Raw genomic sequence first — 18,728 nt, 5'->3', positions numbered from 1 at the left:
TCATGGCGGAAACAGAAAAAAAAGTCAATACAATCGAGCTGCGCGGCATCAAGAAAATCTATAAGATTGGCGGCGAGGAGCTCGCGGCTCTCGCCGGCATCGACCTCGACATCCATAAGGGCGAATTTGCCGCCCTCATGGGGCCTTCGGGGTCGGGCAAGTCAACGCTCATGAATATCTTAGGCTGCCTCGACCGTCCGACCTGCGGCTCGTATAAGCTCGACGGCGAGGAAGTCGCGGGTCTCAGCGACGACCAATTGGCTGTTACGCGCAACCGCAAAATAGGCTTCGTCTTTCAGAATTTCAATCTGCTCTCGCGCATCTCGGCACTCGAGAATGTGGCCCTGCCGCTTGTCTATGCCGGCGTTGGCCGTCACGAGCGCATGAAGCGCGCACAGCATTTTTTAGAGGCTGTGGGTCTTGGCGACCGCGGCGACCATCAGCCCAATGAGCTTTCGGGCGGCCAGCGCCAGCGCGTGGCCATTGCAAGGGCTCTCGTCAATGACCCGCACATCATCATGGCCGATGAGCCCACGGGCAACCTCGATACGAAGTCGACGAAAGAAATCATGGAAATCTTCGAGAATATGCACGAAATGGGCAGGACCATCATCCTCGTCACACATGAGCCGGAGATTGCGGCCTGTGCCAGCCGTCAGCTGCTCGTGCGCGATGGCCGCATCACGCGCGACGAAGGGAAGGGAGTGGTTATGGATGTTGTTTAGTGAGAGCTTCATCATGGCCCTTACTTCGCTGTATGCCAATAAGATGCGCAGTCTCCTGACGATGCTCGGCATTATCATCGGTGTCGGCGCCGTTATCGCGCTCGTATCCGTCGGCATGGGCGTGCGCTCAAATGTCACGAACTCCATTGCGAGTCTTGGCTCGAATATGCTGATCATCTCGCCGGGCGCCTCGAATAAAGGCGGCGTGCGCGGTGCGGCAGGTTCGCGTCAGACGCTCAAATACGACGATGCGACGGCCATCAAAAGCAAAATCAAGGATATCGATTACGTTTCGCCGACTGTCCAGTCCTCGTATCAGATTGTCTACGGCAATCAGAACTGGAATACAACCGTGCAGGGCGTGACGCCGGAATTCATGTCCATTCGTTCGCTCTCTGTTTCGAATGGTTCGTTTATTTCTACGAATGATATGGATAAACGCAGCCGTGTGGCCGTCATCGGTACGACCGTAGCAGCAAATCTTTTTGAAGAGAAGAATCCGGTCGGCCAGAACATCCGCATCAACAATCAGCCGTATAAAGTCATCGGACTTCTTGCGAGCAAAGGCCAGTCCTCGATGGGGCAGGATCAGGATGATATGATTTACGTGCCCATCACGACGGCGATGGAGCGCATGCTCGGCATTACGTATGTGCAGTCCATCAATGTACAGGTATCGGATGCGACGAAAATGGACCAGGTGCAGGAAAATATCGAGACGCTTTTGCGCCAGCGCCACCATCTGACCGCCGGCAATAAGGAAGATGATTTTACCGTACGCAATCTGACGAGCCTGATGGAAACGGTCAGTCAGTCGACTTCGATGCTGACACTGCTCTTAGGTGCGATTGCCGGCATTTCACTGCTTGTCGGAGGCATCGGCATCATGAATATCATGATGGTATCCGTCACGGAACGAACGCGTGAAATCGGCATAAGGAAGGCGTTGGGGGCGACGTTCATGAACATCATGACGCAGTTTCTCATCGAATCCATGGTCATCGGCGTCATCGGCGGTCTCATTGGCATCCTCGTTGGCATCGGTGCCTCGCAGCTCATCTCGAAACTCGGCAATTTTACGACGGTCATCACAGCGACGCCAATCATCGTTTCGTTTGTGTTCTCCGTCGGCATTGGCCTGTTTTTCGGCATTTATCCGGCGCGCAAAGCCGCGAAGCTCGACCCGATTGAAGCCCTGCGCTACGAATAAACTGCAGTTTTATAGAATAAGGCAATAAAAAAGGACTCGCAGGAGTCCTTTTTTATTGCCTTTGTGTGCTGCAGGGGATTTACTGAATCGTAGCAAGCAGGTCGCCGGAGCTGATGCGGCTGCCGGCCTTGACGTAGATTTCTTCGACCACGCCATCGATTGGCGCCGTGATCGTCGTTTCCATCTTCATGGCTTCCGTGACCATCAGAGGATCGCCCTTCTTGACGACATCGCCTTTGGCAGCGATGAGGCGCAGGACAGAGCCCGAAAGCGTTGCACCGACTTCGCCCGGTACAGTCGGGTCTGCCTGACGGATCACTGTTGTCTCCTCCGAAGCAGCCTTATCGCGGACGCGGATTTCACGCGGCATGCCGTTGACCTCGAACTGGATTTCGCGGAACCCGTCGTCGGACGGCGAAGTGATGTAGTTCATGCGAATGAGGACCATCTTGCCATTGAGGCGGACCCAGATTTCTTCGCCCGGCTTCATGCCGAAGAAGTAAGTCGGCGTATCGAGGATGGAGAGGTCGCCGTATTTATGGAAGCGCTGGATATAATCCTTGTAAACTTTTGGATAGATGCAGTAGCTTGAAACGGATTCCTCGCTGTCCGGCATGCGCAGGGCCAGCATATCCGCGCCAATCTTGACTTCGTCGATTGGCTCTGGCGGCGTTTCGAGATGAGGCTGTGCACCTCTCAGAATGATTTTCTGCAGTTTTTCCGGGAAACCGCCGTACGGGATGCCGAGTTTGCCATCGAAGAAGTCGACTACGGATTTCGGGAAGTCGAGTGTCTCACCGTGTTCAAAGATATCCTTCTCGGTCAGGTTGTTCTGAACCATGAAGAGCGTCATATCGCCGACGACCTTCGAGGACGGCGTGACCTTGATGACATCGCCAAACATCTGGTTGACCTTAGCATACATGCGGCAGACTTCAGGCCATCTGTCACCGAGGCCGACGCCTTTTGCCTGCTGGCGCAGGTTCGTGTACTGGCCGCCCGGCATTTCATGCTGGAAGACCGTGGTGTTCGGGCTCGTCATCTTGCCGTCGACACCAGCGTAGTAGCTGCGGACGACCTGCCAGTAGCGGTCAATTTTCTCGAGTTCTTCGATATTCATCTGCGGCTGGCGCGGATTGTTCGAAAGAGCCTGAATGAGGGCCGTCATAGAAGGCTGGCTCGTGCCGCCTGAGAGTGCACTCGTCGCGACATCGACGATATCGACTCCGGCTTCGATGGCTTTTGCGTAGCTGTAAAGCGTGCAGCCGCCGCCTTCGTGGCTGTGCAGGTGAATCGGCAGGTCTACGGCATCCTTGAGGGCCGAAACAAGAGCGTAAGCCGCTTCCGGCTTCAAAAGGCCTGCCATATCCTTGATGGCGATGATGTTTGCGCCGGCATTGGCCATTTCCTTCGCGAGATTCGTGTAATACTGCAGGGAGTATTTCTGGCGGCTGCCGTCGAGAATATCACCCGTATAGCAGATGGCCGTTTCGGCAAGTTTGCCCTGCTTGCGGACTTCATCAATCGACAAGGTCATATGGTCGAGCTGGTTGAGGCAGTCGAAAATGCGGAACACATCGACGCCGTTCTCGGCTGCAAGGCGCAGGAACTGGCGGATGACTTCAGGCGGATAGTTCGTGTAGCCGACTACGTTGGCACCGCGCGTCAGCATCTGGAACAGGATGTTTGGCGCAGCCGCGCGCATCTTGCGCAGGCGCTCCCACGGGTCTTCATCGAGGAAGCGGTAAGCGACATCGAAAGTAGCGCCGCCCCAGTCTTCGAAGGCATAAATCTGCGGAACCTTGCAGGCCGTGTAATGGATGGCATTCATGATATCCTTGGTGCGGATACGCGTGGCGAGCAGGGACTGATGGGCATCGCGGTAGGTCGTATCCATTAAGAGGACCTGTTTCTGTTCCTGAATCCACTTGGAGAATTTCTCTGGTCCGAGCTTCTGCAGGAGCTGACGCGTGCCGGCTGGGCATTCTTCATTGCTGGCATCGAGTTTTTCCGGCGTAGCAAATCTAGGCTTCGGGTTCGCGCCGTTGCCGTGGAAGCCATTGACCGTGACATCGCCGATGTAAGACAGGAGGCTCGTGCCCGGTTCATCGACGACATGGGGATCCAGGAGGAGCTCCGGATTGTGGTCAATGTAATTGACGTTGCAGGTGCCTGCCTGGAAATGCTTGTCCATGAGCATATTCTTAAGGAAGTAAATATTCGTCTTAACGCCGCCAATGCGGAATTCATCAAGGCAGCGCAGCATGCGCTGGATGGTCTCAATGGCCGTGCTCGCATGGGCCGTGACTTTTACGAGCAGTGAGTCGTAATACGGCGTGATGACGGCACCGGTATAAGCCGTGCCGGCATCGAGGCGGATGCCGGGGCCGCCGCCGCTGCGGTAGTCGTTGATCTTGCCCGTATCCGGCATGAAATTGTTCTGTGGATCTTCGGTCGTGATGCGGCACTGGATGGCCACGCCGTTGCAGGGGACATCTTCCTGACTCTTGATGCCGATTTCCGGATCCGAGAGGGCATAGCCTTCTGCCACGCGAATCTGCGTTTTGACGATATCGATATCCGTGATGGCCTCGGTGACCGTATGCTCGACCTGGACACGCGGATTGACTTCAATAAAATAGAAGTGTTCTTCATCCTGGTCGGCGAGGAATTCGACCGTGCCGGCATTGACATAATGAACATTTCTCATAATTTTCAAGGCTGCATCGCAGATTTTCTTGCGGAATGCCTTTGGCAGGGACCAGGCCGGCGCCATCTCAATGACTTTTTGATGACGGCGCTGGATGGAGCAGTCGCGTTCATTGAGGTGGATGACATTGCCGTGGGTATCGCCCATGATCTGAACTTCGATGTGTTTCGGGTTCAGAATGCATTTTTCGACGTAAACATCCTCATCGCCAAAGGCGCGTTTTGCCTCGGAGCGGGCTTCGTTGAAGGCTTCTTCGAGGTCTTCCATGCGGTCAACACGGCGCATGCCGCGGCCGCCGCCGCCATTGATGGCCTTGATCATGACCGGCAGTCCGACTTTCTCGGCAAAGGCCTTGACTTCGGCGAAGTCCTTGACGGCGCCGTTCGTGCCCGGAATCATTGGAATCTGAGCTTTTTCAGCCTGAATTCTCGCATTGACTTTATCGCCGAACATCTGCAGATGTTCGACTTTCGGGCCGATGAAGGTAATGCCCTCTTCTTCGCAGCGTTTGGCGAGCTGGGCGTTCTCGGAGAGAAAGCCATAGCCCGGATGGATGGCATCGACATCGTGTGCCTTGCAGATGCGGATAATGTCTTCGATATCAAGGTAAGCGTCGACCGGTTTTTTGCCTTTGCCTACCAGATATGCTTCATCGGCGCGGCTGCGGTGCAGGGACAGGACATCTTCCTTGGAATAGACAGCAACGGTGCGGATGCCCAGCTCATGGCAGGCACGGAAAATACGGATGGCGATCTCTCCGCGGTTTGGTACCAATATCTTATGAATTGGCTTCATAGAACTCTCCTCCTCAGCGAATAAAGTTAATAATTTCACATACGTGATTGAAATAAAACCGCAGCTGTGTTACTGCTTGTACTCAGCATTGAGCTGCGGTTATTTCTTTGTTCAGCCCCTATCATAAGGCAAGTGCAGAATTTAGTCAATAGATAAAATTGATTTTGTAATAAAAATAAAGTATTGTGTATACAATTTGACGCAAATTGCAAATTCAGATACAAATGACCATGGGAAACGGATAAACGGGAAAAATTATAACGATTCTTTGACATTGACTTGACATCGCTGTAGAGATTCCGTATAATAACATCATGTTAATCCTTTAATTGAGTAAAGAAATAAATAGGGAGAGGTTACTATGAAGTGGAAGAAGATTCTCGCACTGGGGCTCGCTGCCGTTATGACGGCTGCTTTTGTCACGGGCTGCGGCGGCCAGAAAGCTGCCAATAATGGTTCTGGCTCAGGTGATAAGGGCAAAATCATTGTCGGTCTTGACGATAATTTCCCGCCGATGGGCTTTAAGGATGAAAACAATGAGATCACGGGCTTCGATGTTGACCTCGCCAAAGAGGCTTCGAAACGCCTTGGCCGTGAAGTAGAATTCAAGGCTATTGACTGGTCGAGTAAAGAAGCGGAACTCAAGAGCGGCCGCGTCAATGTTCTCTGGAACGGTCTCGATATCACGGAGAAACGCAAGCAGAACATGCTCTTCTCCGACCCTTACATGGATAACCGCCAGATTATCTTTGTCAAGAAGGGCCGTACGGATATCACGGACGAAAAGAGCCTTGCCGGCAAGTCGGTCGGCACGCAGAGTGCTTCGACGGCCGAGGAATACATGGATAAGACGGATTTCTTCAAGAAGGATGTCAAGGAAGTCAAGAAGTACTCTGACTTTGTCACGGCTTTTATGGACCTCGAGAACGGCCGTATCGATGCGGTTGTCGGTGATGAAATCGTTGGACGCTATTACATGAGCAAGCATCCGGATACCATCGATGCTGTCGATGTCGCTGTCGGTCCTGTCAGTCAGTTCGGCATTGCCTTTGCCAAGGACAACACGGCCCTGCGCGATGATGTCCAGAAAGTCCTCAACGAGATGAAGGCCGATGGCACGATGGCCAAGATTTCCGAGAAATGGTTCGGCAAGGACATCACGAAGTAAGGAAGACATTCTACATTATATAGGATATGATGTAGTGATTTATAAGAAAAGGCTTGATTCATCAAGCCTTTTTTTGTACAATGGATGTTATGTTAATACTTTGCTAGACTAAAGGAATCCGCAGAGGAGAAGAAAAAACGATGGATAATCTGCTTGATACGATATTACAGATGCTGGAAGGTTCCGAGATTACGCTCGAAATCTTTTTCATCACTTTGATTATCGCGCTGCCTCTAGGCATGCTCGCAGCGCTGGGCCGTCTGTCAAAGTGGCGTCCGCTCAGTGCTTTCATGGAATTTTACATCTGGCTCATGCGCGGCACGCCGCTGATGCTGCAGCTGCTGTTTGTCTACTTTGCCTTGCCGATGGTCGGTGTCATGCTGCCGGACATCGCTGCAGCGCTGCTGGCCTTCACGCTCAACTATGCGGCGTATTTTGCGGAGATTTTCCGTGCCGGCATTCAGTCGGTGCCGAAGGGACAGTATGAAGCTGCTAAGACGCTGGGGCTGAGCTATCCGCAGACGATGCGCCGCATCATCCTGCCGCAGGTCATCCGCATCGTGCTGCCGCCGGTTTCGAACGAGACCATCAACCTCGTCAAGGATACGTCTCTTATCTATATCCTCGCGATGAACGACCTGCTGCGCGTTGCACGCACGATTGTCCAGCGTGAGTTCGATATGACGCCGTTCCTGATTGCCGGCATCTTCTATCTAGCCATGACATTCGTCCTGACCTGGATGTTCAAGAAACTGGAGGCCCATTATGGCAAATACGACAAATAATAATGCAGAAGTCATGCTGCGCATGCATGATATCCATAAATCGTTCGGCGACCTTTCCGTGCTCAAGGGCATCGATATCGAAGTCAAGCGCGGTGAAGTGCTCGCCATCATCGGTCCGTCCGGTTCGGGCAAGAGCACGCTTCTGCGCTGCATCAATAAGCTTGAGACGATTGACTCAGGCTCGATTGAGATTGAAGGCGAATTCCTCGCCGATACGGATGAACACGGCGTGGCCGAATATGCCGATGCGAAGAAGAGCCGCGAAATTCTCTCGCACACGGGCATGGTGTTCCAGCAGTTCAATCTGTTCCCACATATGACGGTTATGGAGAATCTCATTGAGGCACCGATGCTGGTCAAGGGCATGAAGAAGGCGGAAATCCTGCCGTATGCCAAAGAACTTTTGGAAAAAGTCGGCCTTGCTGACCGCGCGGAGTATTATCCGTCGCAGCTGTCAGGCGGCCAGCAGCAGCGTGTGGCCATTGCCCGCGCGCTCTGCATGAAGCCGGACATCATGCTGTTCGATGAGCCGACGTCTGCACTTGACCCGGAACTCACGGGCGAAGTACTCAAGACCATGCGCGAACTGGCGGAAGAGCGCATGACGATGGTCGTCGTCACGCACGAAATGACGTTTGCACGTGAGGTCGCGAGCCATGTCATCTTCATGGCCGACGGCACGATTGTTGAACAGGGAGAACCAGAGCCGTTCTTCAGCAATCCGCAGGAAGATCGCACAAAGGCATTTCTGCAGAACATGCTTTGATTTTGTGATGAAAGGGAGCGAGCGATCGCTCTTTTTTTGTGCGCAAAGGAAAATTCTGCGCTTCTCAGGTAACTTTTCTTGATTTTTTCAGGAAGAAAGGGGATAATAAAACGTAGAATGTCTTCGTGACAGCGCCGTTGGCAGCTGCCGCGAGCGAATTAATGTTGGAGGGGTCATATGAAGCGCGTACTGTTCCTGTTATCTGTCATCGCAGTCATGCTGCTGCCGATGGCGGGCGTGTCAGCTGCGGATTCTGATTTCAGCGAGCGCGTGAGCGGCATGGCTGAGATTACGGCTGTGCGCGTCAACAGCGGTGCCGACAAAATCCGCATCGTCGTCGATGCGAGCAAGCCGGTTCGTTATACGACAATGACACTGAAGAACCCGGACCGTGTCATCGTTGATATTCAGGGAGCATGGCTCGCGGCCAAAGTCAAACGGCAAATTTCCGTGGACAGCCGCTTTGTCAACGATATCCGCATCGGTCAGTTCAATAAGAATACCGTGCGCGTCGTGGTCGAAAATAAAGTCGGCAGCAACAACTACAAGGTATTCCCCTTAGCGGGCGGCCCGGTACCGGGACGTGTTGTACTCGACTTTGGCAATCTCAATGACAGCTCCAAGACCGTCATTGCCACGCCGGATGTGAAGAAGCCTGCTGCTACGAAGCCGAATACGTCTTCTTCATCGTCCGTGCAGAAGAATCCGTCAGAGACGAAGCCAACATCCCAGACAGGGAAACCGTCCTCTGCGGCGCAGACCCAGCCTGTCACGCCGACAAAGCCTGCTGCCACGACACCTGTCTCAAAGAGTGAGGATATCGATGGCCCGGCAAAGGATGCTGCCGGTACAGGCAGTCAGACGGCGGGAAACACCAGCGGGGATAAGGGCCAAACAAATTCTACCACCAATACCGGCAATGACGGTGCCATTATCTCGGATGATACGGATGCGGATATTGCAGCCCTCAATGGCGTCAAAGGCAAGAAAATCACGATTGACGCCGGTCATGGCGGCAACGACTCGGGTGCTATCGGGCCGACGGGCGTGATGGAAAAGACCGTGACGCTGCGCATTGCCAATGAACTGCGCCGCCTGCTTGTGGCTGAGGGAGCGACCGTCTATATGACGCGTACGACGGATACCGAGGTATCGCCAAAAGGCGCCAATGCCTCGGATATCGAGGAACTGCAGGCCCGCTGCGACGTGGCGAACAACACAAAATCGGATATCTTCCTCTCGATTCATATGGATTCGTTCTCGAGCGGTGCGGCCAAGGGCACGACGGGCTATTATTACTCGCTGGGCTCCAAGCGTTCGCGCGACCTTGCCGACAAGGTACGCCAGGGCGTCATCGACCAGATTGGCACGCAGAGCCGCGGTACGCAGAGCTGCAATTTCTACGTGGTCAAGCACACGGATATGCCGGCAACTCTCGTTGAGGTAGCGTTCATCTCGAACCCGCAGGAAGAACAGCTCTTAAACAGTGAAGACGGCATCAAGAAGGCGGCACAAGGCATCGCCGATGGCATTGCCGATTACTTTGGCTGATAAAAGCCCCGCTGCTTCGTTCATTTGTTAATTTAGTTATTTCTTTATAGCCCTGCCGAAGTAGGCGGGGCCATTTTACTGATAGGAATCATGAGCATATTGTGAGATATGGATGTTTAGGAAAGGACAGGGAAATTTTTTGGAACAGGATCAGAAGTTCATGGCAATGGACACAGAAGAGAGTCTCGAAGCAATGATGGCCGAGGGTCGGGAAGAGCGCAGGAAACAGCTTTACCGCCACAAACTGCCGGAGAAGCGCACACTGGCCGGCATGATGGCTGCTATGACGAAGGCGGAGCTTGACGATATCCGCTTCAATCTCAACGTGACGGGAGCAAGCTCCCTTAAAAAGGCCGAGCTCATCGAACGCCTCGTGCCGGCTGTAGAAGAATTTGCCGCCCGCTGGCTGCCATCGCTTTTGGAAGAAGAGTACGTCTGTTTCAAAGACTTTGTCGAGCATGACGGCCTTTCGCGAAAGCTGGGCGAGGACGATGAACGCCTTGACTATCTGCGCGGCCTCGGCTTCTTGTCCTGCGGCAAAGAAGGGGACGGCCTGGTCTGGTATATGCCGGAAGAGGTACTGGCGGTTTTCTCGCGTATGAATGATGAGACATATCCGGCACTCGTGGCCCGCAACACGGAGATGGCGCGCCTGGCGGCCGGGCTGCTCTATCACTATGGCTATATGAACTTTGAGCAGCTCTACGAAGCCGTGCTCTCTTATCTTGACGAAAAACAGCGTGCTGAAATCAGCTTTATGGATTTTGCCGGTGTCATGCTCAATGTCTCGTGCTGGAAAAATATCGTGACGGCGCTGCCGCAGGGGGTCAAATACTATACGCTCATTGATGAGGAAAAGCTTGAGAATGAACAGCTGCGCCGCAGCGACCTTGATTTTGCCAAGCTCACGTACGAGGAAGTTCATGCTGCCGGTGCGGATACGTATACGCCGGACACACCGTCGTACCGTGCGCTCATTGCCTTCTTTATGAAAGAACATGGCTATGATGTTCTGAAAGCGGCTGATGTGGCCGGAGAAATCCTCATCCTGCTGCAGAATGGCGGCTCCCTGCAGGAAGCTGTCGAATATCTGGAAGAACTCGGGCTCATGAAGGATGAGGATAAAGCTGAGGCCATCGTGCCCGTCCTCGCTGCTTTCAATAATGAGACACACCTTTGGCAGCTTAAGGGCCATACGCCGGCGGAGCTCATGGAAAAGAGCGGTCAGGGCCGCATCATCCCGTTTGATCAGGTGCGCAAGCCCAAAGTCGGACGCAACGACCCCTGTCCGTGCGGCAGCGGCAAGAAGTATAAGAACTGCTGCCTGCGCAAGGATGAACAGTGAGGCATGAGCTATCAGCCACAATATAAGAAAAAAGCAAAGAAATTCTTTGCGGTGCTGCTGCCCATCTTCATCACGCAGATTGCCCTGACATCGACGGGATTTTTTGATACCGTCATGTCCGGCCACGTTAGTGAGCAGGACCTGGCGGGCGTGGCCGTTGGTTCGAACCTCTTCATGCCGTTCTTTGGCTCGTTTCTCGGTGTCATTTCGGTACTGACGCCGGTCATCTCGCAGCATTATGGGGCAGGGGAGAAAAAGGAAATCGCCTTTGTCGTGCGTCAGGGTTTTTACTGGTCCTTGGGCCTGGCTTTTCTCTTTCTGCTGCTTGGCATCCTCTTTGTGCCGTTCATTCTTGACTATCTTCGTCTTGAACCCAAGGTTGCTCATGTGGCGGCCGGCTATCTCATCGCAATTGCCTTTGGCATCGTGCCGATTTTCCTGTCGGGCGTCTTGCGCAATCTCATCGATGCTCACGGCTACACGCGTTTGACGATGATGGTGACGCTGCTGACCGTGCCGGTCAATGTAGCGGCGAATTATGTCTTTATGTACGGGGCATTGGGCGTGCCGGCCTTTGGCGGTATCGGCGCGGGCATCGGTTCGGCCATTGCCTTTGTGCTGAATTTTCTCTGCAATATCCTCGTGGTCAGCTGCATCGAGCCTTTTCGCAACTACCATGTCTTTCGCGGGCTGCCGCATCCCCATCCTGCGGAATGGAAAAAGGCCCTGTCCCTTGGCATTCCGATTGGCAGCACGATGTTCTGTGAGATGAGCATCTTCAGCGCCGTCGGCCTGTTCATGACGATTTACGGCACGACGGTCGTCGCGGCGCATCAGGCGGCTATGAGCTTTACGACGCTCATCTACATGATTCCGCTTTCCGCCAGCATGGCCTTGACGATTCTCGTCGGTTTTGAGATTGGTGCGGGCAGAAGTGAGGACGCGGCGGCGTTCATCCGTCTCGGGCGGCTGCTGACGTTTTTGTTTGAGGGCAGCCTTGCCCTGCTGCTCGTGCAGTTTCGCGATGTCATTGCAAGTCTTTATACATCGAGTCCGGATGTACAGGAGCTTCTGGTCGTCTTTCTCGTCTTTGCGGTATTTCTGCAGCTGGCCGACAGCATCGACGCGCCTTTGCAGGGGGCACTGCGCGGCTATAAGGATGTGCACGTGACCTTTGTACTCGCCGTCGTTTCTTACTGGGTCATCGGACTGCCTGTTGGCTGGGCCTTGGCGGCGTTTACGCAGCTCGGCCCGTATGGCTACTGGTGCGGCCTGATTCTTGGCATTGCCGTTGGCGCGGTGTTCCTTTCTCTGCGCCTGCATACGATACAGAAACGCTTTGCTGAAACTTTATAATGAAGGAATAAGAAAAAGTCAGCCTGGATTTTGGCTGACTTTTTCGATTTTCATATAGTTTTCAGAAGCAATCAGTTGTTTTCAAGTTTCGCTTGCTATGATATACCTGTAAGAAAGATAACAACGTCGTCTGGAGGGAATGCAAATGAAGGCAGGACAAGAGCTGACGGAAATCCATAATAAGAAGACGGGACGCGGTGTCACGCGCTCGTTCCGTAAATTTAAGCCGGCGCGCTTTTCGCGTAAGGTGACAGGGGCCGGCGCGTTTATGCGCAGCCTGACGGCCGCCGTCATCATGGTGATGGCCGTACTTTCACCAATCCACATACTGCCCGGCTACGCAGCGCCAAGCCCCAATAAGGCCCTGGCTGCGGTCATGGTGGACAATGAGGCTGTCGATACGAGACAGCTCGGCAAAGGCGGCGACCGCCTGACCAGGAAGCAGCGCAGCCGTCTCTTGGCTGAAGCCCTGCTGAGCAAGGCTGAGACGGCTGAGCCTGAGGTTACTGCCGACATGCGCACGCTGGAAAAATCCTCTGCACACCTGCAGGGGCTCGAGTACCGCCTCAAGAGCATGGACAGCCTGGCCCGCAAGATTGAAAGCGATGCGGAAGAGGACCAGGTCAGCCTGATGGCCGCTGCTGCCGGCGTCAGCGATGTCCTTCGCTATACGCTGACCTGCTCGGCTGAAGATTACAGCGAGATGGTGCCAAAGGCATTGGCGGTACTTACGGAAAAAGGCTACCGTGTCGAGAAATTCCACAACGCTTGGGGAGGCAAGTTCTATCAGGGCGTCAACGTCCATCTGCTGAGCCCTTTCGGTACGCGCGTTGAGCTGCAGTTCCACACGCCGCAGTCCTTTGCCATCAAACAGGCTTCTCATGAAGTCTACGAAATCCGCCGCAACCCGGCCTCGACCGCTGAGGAAATCGAAGAAGCAACGCGTCTTAGCATTGCTTATAATGCAGAAGTCGTCGAGCCGAAGGGGGCTAGAGATATCAGCTGGCCGCTGGCAGCTTAAATAAACACCGCAGGCAAAATTCATTATGTAAAAAATGGAGCAGAAAAATCTGCTCCATTTTTGTTGTAATTATATGTATTGTAGTTTGTCCAGTGACATTAATCTTCGAACGTACCTTTGACAATTGCCTGTCCGTCAGCGACCATTTGCTGTCCTCTTGCCCAGACATGCTCAAGCTCGAAATCATCAGAGATAACGATGAAGTCAGCATCACTCTGCGGTGCCAGCAAGCCTTTTTTCGGGTAAATCTTGAGGGCCTTGGCGACATTGGTGCTGAGAATCTGAATAGCCTCATTGATGGGGATATTTTCTTTTTGGACCATATCACGGAATTCCGTGAACATCGAATGCTGGTCGCCGACGCCCACACCGATTGGGTTGCCGGCCTCATCAAAGACCGGCATACTGCCGTTGCCATCAGAACTCATAGTGATGTGGGAGAGGGGAACACCTGCATCGAGTGCTCTTTTGGCAGCTTCACTTGGCTTTACAGCGTTCTCAGACCCCGGATGGCTGGGGTCAATGCCTGAAGTGATATCCATATAGCCGCCTTCTTTAGCCCATTTGATGCCTTCAGCAAAAAGATTCTTATTGCGGTTGATATGAGTGGGCAGGAACTGCGTTTTAGGAATCTCACCATCTTCAGTAATCTCAAAGAGATATTTGAGGCCGTTTTTGCCATCGCCCATATGCATGTTGATAATACCGCATTTGCCGCTGATCATGCCGCCAACGCGTGTCTCGGCTGCAAGACGGCGGTAATCCCAGGCTTGAGGCTGACCGGAACGATGGTCGCTCATGGCAATTTCGCCAGCGCCGATGATTTTGTCAATCATGACGATATCCTTGCGCACACTGCCAGTGATAGTTGGGGTAGGAAGTTCGTAGGCTCCTGTGTAGATGTAGGTAGAAAGACCTTCGTTTTCAAGGCCTCTGGCCTTAGCGAGCAGACTTTCAACGTGACGCGTCGTGCCGTCGGTACCAAGAAGACCGCAGACGGTCGTGACACCGGACAGCGTGACCTTCGAGAGTACGAGTTCCGGCGTGCGCGTATGAAAGCCGCCTTCACCGCCGCCGCCAATCATATGGACATGGCCATCAATGAATCCCGGCAGTACCCGTGCATTTTTGAGGTCGATTTCACGGCATTCAATGCCCTGTGGCGGTTCAATTCCTTTGCCGATGCCGGCAATTTTTTCGCCGGCCAGAAGTATATCCTGAATGCCAAGATCTTCGGGAGCGTAGATATGGGCATTGCGAATCATTGTGAAGAATGGTTTATCTGACATAGTACTCATCCTTTCAAAGAAATAAAATACAAACTAAGATATATTGTTATTTAAGAGCTTAGAAGAACAACAGCAGGAAGCGCATAACCCAAATGGAAAGCAGTGCATTAATGAAGCAGATGCTGATGATAGCGACGTAATGCTTCGTATTGACGCCGGAAATACCAAGGCAGCGTCCGACATTCTGTACAGGATTGCCGATAAGGTAAATAGCAGGTACAAGAGAAGTCAGGGCAGCGGGGTCAAGGATGCCGGAAGTATAGAGGCTCATGGCCACGCCGATGCCGCCGCCCATGCTCATGATGGCCGTGACGAGTACCGTAGCAGCTTCACCGGGGAGGCCCCATAACGCCATGATTGGCGCGCAGACAATACCGATGAGATGAAGAAGGCCCGTGACATCGAGAATGCGGATGATGACAAATGCCATGATGACATTCGGCAGCAGGCTCGTCGTGCCAATGGTAAAGCCGTTGCGGGCACCGTCAATGAAGAGGTCGAGAATATTTTTCTTCTTTTCTGTTTTTGCAGTATCAGGCGTTGCCATTTTCATTCCCTCCATTTGCATTTTCCTTATAGAACATCTTCAGATAAATACGCATGAGATTGCCGCCGATAATCTTGAAGACGAACATGACGATGAGTGGGATGATGATTGGTGTCAGAATAAAGCTGAAGACTGCGGCTCCTGAGGAAAAATAGTTGGTGATGAAAGCAGAAGCACTGGTCTGATAAGCGATGAGGATAGAACGCTCCTTATCTGTAATCTCACCTTGGTCATAGAGTTCCTTGACCATGCCGGCTGCGGCATCGGTGCTCTGCATATTGGCGATACTTGCCAGCGCTGTGATGCCTGGAATACCAAGCAGAGGCTTCAGAATTGGTGTCATGAGCTTTTGCGCAGCACGCAGACCGCCGAGTCCGTCAATGACATTGACGATGCCGAGGGCGAGAATGACGGCAGGGATGAGTTCAATGGCGAAAAGGAAACCATCACGTGCACCGGTACCGCCGGCACCGCGGAAGTCCAAGGCTTTTTCGGCTCCTGGCGGAATGGTACCGAATTTACCGTTGAGAACGTTGAAGTCGAATACCCTGAGCCAGGTGTCCGAAGATGAAAAAATTCCGGAGAACAAGATGATAGCGAAAATAAAAGCGGCATAGCCAACCCAGCCGACTTTAATCTTGGGGGCATCCTTCTTTTCCATATGAAATTCCTCCTTGTGTTACGAATCTGAATGAAGATATCATGTCGACACTAAATAAAGATGCAAGAATGATGCCAACTTTTTCTTTCCCATAAAAATAAAATAATTTTTCCGCAGATGATTACCACAGAAGCATTGTATATTCACAGGTCACAAGCCAATAATAAAGTTGTAAAGAATACAGTATACATAAAGAAAGATACAGTAAAGTGTAATATTTATGGTATCAATGGGAATATCATATGATATAATAGGGAAGAATCCCGTTTTATCCCATTAGGAGGAAGACCAGTGAAACACATCGCATTGATTGCTATGGGACGCAAGACGTCGTACAGCTGCCGTGAGCAGCTGCACGACCTGCTGGGCAGCCGCGTCAATATCAGTGATTATTATATTGAAGGCAATCTGCCAGAAAAAATTGATGCAGACTTTGCTGTCTTTTCCAGTCAGTTGTCATATGCACGAGCCAGAAAGCATGTAACAGATAATACACCGTTCATGATAGCACGCCGCTCTATCAATTATCATGCAGTCAACAAATTATTCGAGATACCGACAGGGACCAATGTACTGCTGGTCAATGATGCAAAATCATCGGCCGATGATACGATATCACTTTTGCAGACGCTGGGAATTGACCATTTGAATTATTATGCCTATTATCCTGGCATGAAGGATCCGCATGTAGCAAAAGTTGCCGTGACGCCGGGAGAAGCTCAGCTGGTGCCATCTTCCATTGAAAAGATTGTGGATATCCATACACGCCTTATCGATATAACCTCACTTGTGGAGCTTTTATCCCGATTGGGCATCCTGCCGTATTATGCAGATTTTCTTTCAGCAAAATATGTACGTGATATGGTCGGCTTTATTGCTGCAGGGCATCATTATGAAAAAGAAAGTGCGCATTTGCGTCAGGAAGTCAGTCGGCTGGAAGATGTGGTCACGCGTAAACATCAGGAAGAGCATACGGCGGCAGTGTATCATTTTGAAGATATTCTTGGCAGTTCTTTTGCATTGCAGAAGGCAGTGCGAATCGCCAAACGATTTGCAGCATCGGAATCGACTGTCCTGATTCAGGCAGAAAGCGGGACGGGCAAAGAGCTGTTTGCCCAAAGTATCCATAATGCGTCACCGAGGTCTTCCGGGCCCTTCGTTGCTGTAAATTTTGCAGCAATTACAGAATCACTGCTGGATTCGGAACTCTTCGGCTATGTAGAAGGTGCTTTCACTGGTGCTTCACGCCATAGGGCAATGGGGCTTTTTGAGCGTGCCAACAAGGGAACGATTTTTCTCGATGAAATAGGTGATGCGCCGCTGTCTTTCCAAATCAAACTCTTGCGTGTCCTGCAGGAACGAGAAATCCGCAGAGTCGGCAGCACGACGTCGGTTCATATCGATGTGCGCATCATTGCAGCGACAAATCAGAACCTTGTTGAGCTGATACAGCAGGGGAAATTCCGCAAAGACCTCTATTACAGGCTTAACATCCTGCCTTTGTCTTTGCCGTCTCTTCATGAGCGAAAAGAAGATATCCCCCTGTTGGCGGCATCATTTTTACGTCAATTTAAACCATCATTGTCAGTACAGGAGGCAGAAGATTATTTTCAGGATATTTTGCCTGTGCTGCAAACATACACATGGCCGGGCAATATCCGTGAACTTCAGAATCTCGTGGAGTATTTGCTGAATATATGTGATACTGGCAGACCGCAGGTGGGGGACTTGCTGCCGCCGATGCGTAATATATACAATAGTGGTGCAGAACTGACGCAGCTCTGCCAGAAAGCGGGTAATCTGCGTGAAAAAGTCTTACTATTATTGGCAGAATCTGCACAGGAAGGCCGTCATTTAGGCCGGCGGACATTGGCTTCAAGTCTGCACGTTCCTGAAAGTCAGATTCGCACAGTCTGCCATGAAATGGTGGACAGCGGGGATATTGCTCTGACGCATGGCCGCGGCGGTATACGCCTGCTGAGACCCTTGTCGGATATTTTACAACGGACGCAAAATGAAGGATAATGAAATAGCCTAATCATAGTATCCTCGTCAAGAGGGGAGGTTTTTTTATGAAACATACAGTTGCTTTAAAGGCACCTGTTACACTTGAGGAAGTCCTCAATGCCGTGACGCATGGCGTTGGCGCGGCTTTGGCTGTGGCGGCTCTCGTCGGCATGCTGATTTATTATGCGGGGGATGGCGTCTGGCATACGACGAGCTGTCTTGTCTATGGCATCTCGTTGATTCTTCTGTATCTTGCCTCGACGCTTTATCACAGCTTTACGAATCTTAAGGTCAAGTCGGTCTTCAAGGTCATTGACCATGCGGCCATCTTTGTGCTGATTGCGGGCAATTACACGCCGTTTGCGCTGATTCCGCTGCATGGCAGTTTTGGCTGGGCCGTGTTTGGCTTTGTCTGGGCCATGGCGGTCATCGGCATCGTCTTCCAGTGCTTCGCGGCCAAGCGTTTCCGCATTGTGCGCACGCTCTGCTATCTCGGCATGGGCTGGTTTGCTGTTTTTATGGTCAAGCCGCTCTTACAGACGCTGCCAATGGAAGCCATCTGGTGGCTCGTGGCCGGCGGCCTCTGCTATACGGTCGGTGCCATCTTCTACCTGGCGCGGAAAATGCCGTACAGCCACGTCATCTGGCATCTCTTTGTCATGGCGGGCAGTGCCGTTCATTTCTACACGGTATTCCATTATGTGCTGCCGCTGCCGGAATTTGTCCGCTCAGCCGTGGCGATGCTTTAAAAAACTGCATACAGAAAAAGACCCGCTCAAAAGAGCGGGCCTT

Annotated in this window: 15 protein-coding genes; 11 read left to right on the top strand and 4 right to left on the bottom strand. The window is 52.3% G+C overall.

The genetic code is table 11. From position 1 onward, the window contains the following. The first annotated feature begins 2 nt into the window (after window positions 1-2). Window positions 3-725, top strand: coding sequence for an ABC transporter ATP-binding protein (locus ACE419_RS02400; RefSeq protein WP_435720885.1), 723 nt, complete (start codon window positions 3-5; stop codon window positions 723-725). After that, a complete protein-coding gene (locus tag ACE419_RS02395) occupies window positions 715-1,935 on the top strand; it encodes an ABC transporter permease (RefSeq protein ID WP_435720884.1) in 1,221 nt (406 codons plus the stop codon). Before ACE419_RS02400 ends, ACE419_RS02395 begins: the two co-directional genes overlap by 11 nt. Window positions 1,936-2,014: 79 nt before the next feature. On the opposite strand, the gene ACE419_RS02390 is transcribed toward ACE419_RS02395, so the two are convergent. Further along, window positions 2,015-5,440 carry a pyruvate carboxylase gene (locus ACE419_RS02390; protein WP_435720883.1) on the bottom strand — a complete coding sequence of 1,142 codons (3,426 nt, stop codon included), beginning with the start codon at window positions 5,438-5,440 and terminating at the stop codon, window positions 2,015-2,017. Between the two features lie 361 nt (window positions 5,441-5,801). Between ACE419_RS02390 and ACE419_RS02385 the strand changes: the two genes are divergently transcribed. The 7 genes from ACE419_RS02385 to ACE419_RS02355 all read left to right on the top strand — a co-directional run bounded on the left by ACE419_RS02385 (window position 5,802) and on the right by ACE419_RS02355 (window position 13,432). Continuing rightward, window positions 5,802-6,608: an amino acid ABC transporter substrate-binding protein gene (locus tag ACE419_RS02385; RefSeq protein WP_435720882.1), complete on the top strand. Its 807-nt coding sequence runs from the start codon at window positions 5,802-5,804 to the stop codon at window positions 6,606-6,608. A 140-nt stretch (window positions 6,609-6,748) separates the two neighbouring features. Then, window positions 6,749-7,393: an amino acid ABC transporter permease gene (locus ACE419_RS02380; protein ID WP_295630997.1), complete on the top strand. Its 645-nt coding sequence runs from the start codon at window positions 6,749-6,751 to the stop codon at window positions 7,391-7,393. Next, on the top strand, window positions 7,374-8,159 hold the full coding sequence (locus tag ACE419_RS02375) for an amino acid ABC transporter ATP-binding protein (protein ID WP_435720881.1): 786 nt from the start codon (window positions 7,374-7,376) through the stop codon (window positions 8,157-8,159). Before ACE419_RS02380 ends, ACE419_RS02375 begins: the two co-directional genes overlap by 20 nt. Before the next feature lie 177 nt (window positions 8,160-8,336). Next, window positions 8,337-9,710 carry an N-acetylmuramoyl-L-alanine amidase gene (locus ACE419_RS02370; RefSeq protein ID WP_432646819.1) on the top strand — a complete coding sequence of 458 codons (1,374 nt, stop codon included), beginning with the start codon at window positions 8,337-8,339 and terminating at the stop codon, window positions 9,708-9,710. Between the two features lie 160 nt (window positions 9,711-9,870). Further along, window positions 9,871-11,055: an SEC-C metal-binding domain-containing protein gene (locus ACE419_RS02365; protein ID WP_432646818.1), complete on the top strand. Its 1,185-nt coding sequence runs from the start codon at window positions 9,871-9,873 to the stop codon at window positions 11,053-11,055. Window positions 11,056-11,058: 3 nt separating this feature from the next. Beyond that, complete coding sequence (locus ACE419_RS02360) at window positions 11,059-12,411, top strand: MATE family efflux transporter (RefSeq protein WP_432646817.1); 1,353 nt, start codon at window positions 11,059-11,061, stop codon at window positions 12,409-12,411. 145 nt (window positions 12,412-12,556) lie between these two features. Continuing rightward, complete coding sequence (locus ACE419_RS02355; RefSeq protein ID WP_432646816.1) at window positions 12,557-13,432, top strand: hypothetical protein; 876 nt, start codon at window positions 12,557-12,559, stop codon at window positions 13,430-13,432. 98 nt (window positions 13,433-13,530) lie between these two features. On the opposite strand, the gene iadA is transcribed toward ACE419_RS02355, so the two are convergent. From iadA to ACE419_RS02340, 3 genes are read right to left on the bottom strand one after another with little or no spacing between them, the layout of a single operon-like run. Beyond that, a complete protein-coding gene (iadA, locus tag ACE419_RS02350) occupies window positions 13,531-14,721 on the bottom strand; it encodes a beta-aspartyl-peptidase (RefSeq protein WP_432646815.1) in 1,191 nt (396 codons plus the stop codon). A gap of 58 nt (window positions 14,722-14,779) precedes the next feature. After that, window positions 14,780-15,268 carry a YjiG family protein gene (locus ACE419_RS02345; RefSeq protein ID WP_295631013.1) on the bottom strand — a complete coding sequence of 163 codons (489 nt, stop codon included), beginning with the start codon at window positions 15,266-15,268 and terminating at the stop codon, window positions 14,780-14,782. After that, entirely contained in the window at window positions 15,255-15,929 is a 675-nt protein-coding gene (locus ACE419_RS02340; RefSeq protein WP_295631015.1) for a nucleoside recognition domain-containing protein, read from the bottom strand. The genes ACE419_RS02345 and ACE419_RS02340 overlap by 14 nt, the downstream gene beginning before the upstream one ends. 291 nt (window positions 15,930-16,220) lie before the next feature. Between ACE419_RS02340 and ACE419_RS02335 the strand changes: the two genes are divergently transcribed. Together ACE419_RS02335 and trhA are read left to right on the top strand one after the other, a co-directional pair. Then, entirely contained in the window at window positions 16,221-17,954 is a 1,734-nt protein-coding gene (locus ACE419_RS02335; RefSeq protein ID WP_435720880.1) for a sigma-54 interaction domain-containing protein, read from the top strand. A gap of 47 nt (window positions 17,955-18,001) precedes the next feature. Next, window positions 18,002-18,685, top strand: a complete 684-nt coding sequence (gene trhA, locus ACE419_RS02330; RefSeq protein WP_432646812.1) for a PAQR family membrane homeostasis protein TrhA — start codon at window positions 18,002-18,004, stop codon at window positions 18,683-18,685. Window positions 18,686-18,728: the final 43 nt, after the last annotated feature.

Origin of the sequence: Mitsuokella apri, assembly GCF_047974105.1 — a bacterium.
In the GTDB taxonomy this organism is placed as follows: domain Bacteria; phylum Bacillota; class Negativicutes; order Selenomonadales; family Selenomonadaceae; genus Mitsuokella.
The sequence above is the reverse complement of the archived record's forward strand: the minus strand, read 5'-3'. Positions and strand labels throughout refer to the sequence as shown.